Raw genomic sequence first — 2,083 nt, forward strand, 5'->3', positions numbered from 1 at the left:
TCAAGGCGACGCTCGAAGCGATCGCAGGCGGGCACCCCAAAAACCGCATCGACGACCTCCTCCCCTGGAACTTCCAGACGTCAAGCTGAAAAACCCGTGGGGCCCAGCTGGCGCTTACGAAATAGTCGAAATCCGGCTGTTTCAGCCGGGCATCGTCCATGGCGAAGCCCTTGATCAGATATTCGCTCAGAACGGTGCTGGCCCAGCGGCGGAACTGCACGCCGCGCGGGGAGCGGACGCGGTAGCCAACGGCCAGAATCATGTCCAGATTATAGACGCGCCTGTTGCGCTCAACCCGTCGTTCGCCCTCGGTTTGAACTGTCAAGGATTCCTTGACGGTTGCCGCGGAATGCAGTTCTCCGTCTTCCAGTATATTGGCTATATGCAGGGACACGTTCTGCTTCGTGGTGGCAAAAAGATCAGCAATATCCTGCTGCGTCAGCCAGACCGTGCCACCTTCAACGCGCAATTCGATGCGGTTTTTGCCGTCCTCGGTGGTGTAGATCACAATATCGCTCATACTGCCCCCTCGGCCTTGGTCATCTTGGCGTATAGATCGAAGAGTTTTTCCAGGCGTTCGGTGTCGTTCTTGAAGCGGCGGCCGATATAGATGCGCTCCAGCACTTCATCGTTCCGGTCTTGCGCGGCGCGCAGGCCATCCGACATTTTGCAGGGATTGAAGATGTTGACGACTTGCACCTCGTGTTTCTCGAACGTCCGCTTCTGCATGGGTCGCATTCCAAGTTCGTTCGACTTGGTCGCGATGCCGACCCAGGCGTCGGAGACTGATGCGGAGAGAGCAGACCTAGCCATAACTTATTTCACCTATATTCAAAATTTATCTTTTGTATTCAATTGTTTGATTTATTGTCGAATAAAAATCGACTATTAGACATATGATATTTTTTGCTCTATGCCCATTCATTGCCATAATCACACTTCCTGCATTGGCATATTTGGATGCCTGTTCTTCGGATAAAGGCCGGGGCGCATTGGCCGTTTGCTCCATTACAAGCATTTTTTCTGTTTGAATTCTGTTCATTAGGTCTTCATAAAGATGCTTCTTTAATCGCTTGAAAATGGGCAGGTCTTCTTCCAAAAGTGCAGCTTCAAGCTCATCCCAATGGATTCTATAAAGATAATTGAGCCAAGCCGAGCGCAGTCTAGCGCTAAATTTATCTGAAGACTTGGCCATATCGCAAACCGCCATACGAAATAGGTCACGGTGATATTTTAGTGCCATGAAACCTCGCTCATGCTGCCCCCTCGGTCTTGGTCATTTTGGCGTATAGGTCGAAGAGTTTTTCCAGGCGTTCGGTGTCGTTCTTGAAGCGGCGGCCGATATAGATGCGTTCCAGCACTTCATCGTTCCGGTCGTGCGCGGTGCGCAGGTCGGGTGGCATTTTTTCGGGCTTGTAGAGGTCGGCGATGGTGGCGGGGAAGTGTGCCTCCCGCGCCAGAAGGATGTCCTCGGCGCAGCGGGTCAGGTCGGCTTTATTCTTCTCGGTCAACTTGGGAACCGGAAAGGTGTTCCAGCCGAGGGTGTTGGAATAGCGGAAATCGGTTTTCAGCTTTCCGCAGACCGTGGCGATCCATACCAGATGCAGGCGCGAGGCGATCAGCGCCATGTTCCAGAGCGGGGTGTTGAAAATTCCAAATGCCAGGTCGGTAATGATTGCCCCTGGTGGCAAGAGACCGACAGGGAGGTATTCACGGGTTTCAGACGAAACTTTTGGAACAATAACTACTTTTTCTCTGCCGCACTGCTTAACCTCTTCAAATCTATGCGGCCATTTGGCACCTTTCTTAGAGTCTGAATCAAAATTCTTTTCAATGAAATCAATGGCTTGCAATTCTTCGAAGCAGGAGTTGGGTGGACGCCATATAGAGCCATGCAGTGGCGCTCTGGATGGTTCGCTCGAAATCCTTGGGGAGGCGCCGGTTACGACCGAGCCAGGCGAAGATGCGCTCAACGACCCAGCGGCGCGGGAGCACCTCAAACCCTTCGGCCTTATCCGAACGCCTGACGATCTGCATGGTCCATTGACCCATTTTTCCCAATGCGCCCTTGAATTTTTGGCCC

General features: G+C 52.5%; 3 protein-coding genes and 2 pseudogenes. All 5 read right to left on the bottom strand.

The genetic code is table 11. The annotated features are described in order from the left end of the window. Positions 1–130 precede the first annotated feature (130 nt). A pseudogene (locus WGH93_RS13140) lies at positions 131–520 on the bottom strand (virulence RhuM family protein); the annotation flags it as partial. After that, a complete protein-coding gene (locus tag WGH93_RS13145) occupies positions 517–813 on the bottom strand; it encodes a type IIL restriction-modification enzyme MmeI (protein WP_374765330.1) in 297 nt (98 codons plus the stop codon). The gene WGH93_RS13145 and the pseudogene WGH93_RS13140, both read right to left, overlap by 4 nt. 25 nt (positions 814–838) lie before the next feature. Further along, entirely contained in the window at positions 839–1,243 is a 405-nt protein-coding gene (locus tag WGH93_RS13150; RefSeq protein WP_374765331.1) for a hypothetical protein, read from the bottom strand. A 10-nt stretch (positions 1,244–1,253) separates the two neighbouring features. Further along, positions 1,254–1,808, bottom strand: a pseudogene (locus tag WGH93_RS13155) (type IIL restriction-modification enzyme MmeI); the annotation flags it as partial. A gap of 31 nt (positions 1,809–1,839) precedes the next feature. After that, positions 1,840–2,083 (bottom strand): transposase (locus WGH93_RS13160; protein WP_374765332.1); only part of this gene is annotated, 244 nt, incomplete at its 5' end.

It is taken from the genome of Yunchengibacter salinarum (assembly GCF_037658235.1).
GTDB lineage: Bacteria > Pseudomonadota > Alphaproteobacteria > Sphingomonadales > Kordiimonadaceae > Yunchengibacter > Yunchengibacter salinarum.